Below are 568 nucleotides of genomic sequence, written 5' to 3' on the forward strand. Positions count from 1 at the left end.
ACTCGGCGCCGCTGGCCAGGAGTTCGTGACAGGGCAGGACGCGGACGGTGTAGCCGTAGGGCCCCGAGCGGTCGAGGGCGAGCGGGCCCGCGTACGACCAGTGCCCCTCCAGGCTCGGCCCGCCGACCGGCTTGAGCGGGACGGCGCGGGCGGCGCCGATCCGGTCGGCCTCGTCCACCGGGCCGGCCAGGGCCTGCACCTCGACGTCGTCCGGCGTCAGGTCGCCGAGCGAGACCCTGACCCGCAGCGTCAGCGTGGTGCCCAGCTCGACGGTGGCGCACTCCCCCTCGCCCGGCGTCCCGGCGCCGACCTCCTCCGGGGCGGGTCCGGGCGGCGCGCCGGGAGCCGGGGCCTCGGATGGCTCGCTCTCGGCCTTGACGTGGTCCACCGCGACGCCCGGCCAGGCCGCCCGCACCCGGGCCTTCCACTGGGCGAGTTCCCGGGCGGCGGGCCCGCTGGTCGCGCGGTGGGCCCGGGCGGCCGGCACGTACAGCTTCTCGACGTACTCGCGCACCATCCGCCCCGCAAGCACCTTGGGGCCCAGCGTCGTGAGGGTGCGGCGCACTAT

Annotated in this window: 1 pseudogene; it reads right to left on the reverse strand. The window is 77.6% G+C overall.

The features are described 5' to 3' along the window. Positions 1–568: pseudogene (locus tag KUM32_RS38795) on the reverse strand (DUF3417 domain-containing protein); the annotation flags it as partial.

This window comes from Streptomyces sp. AC627_RSS907, assembly GCF_019049165.1.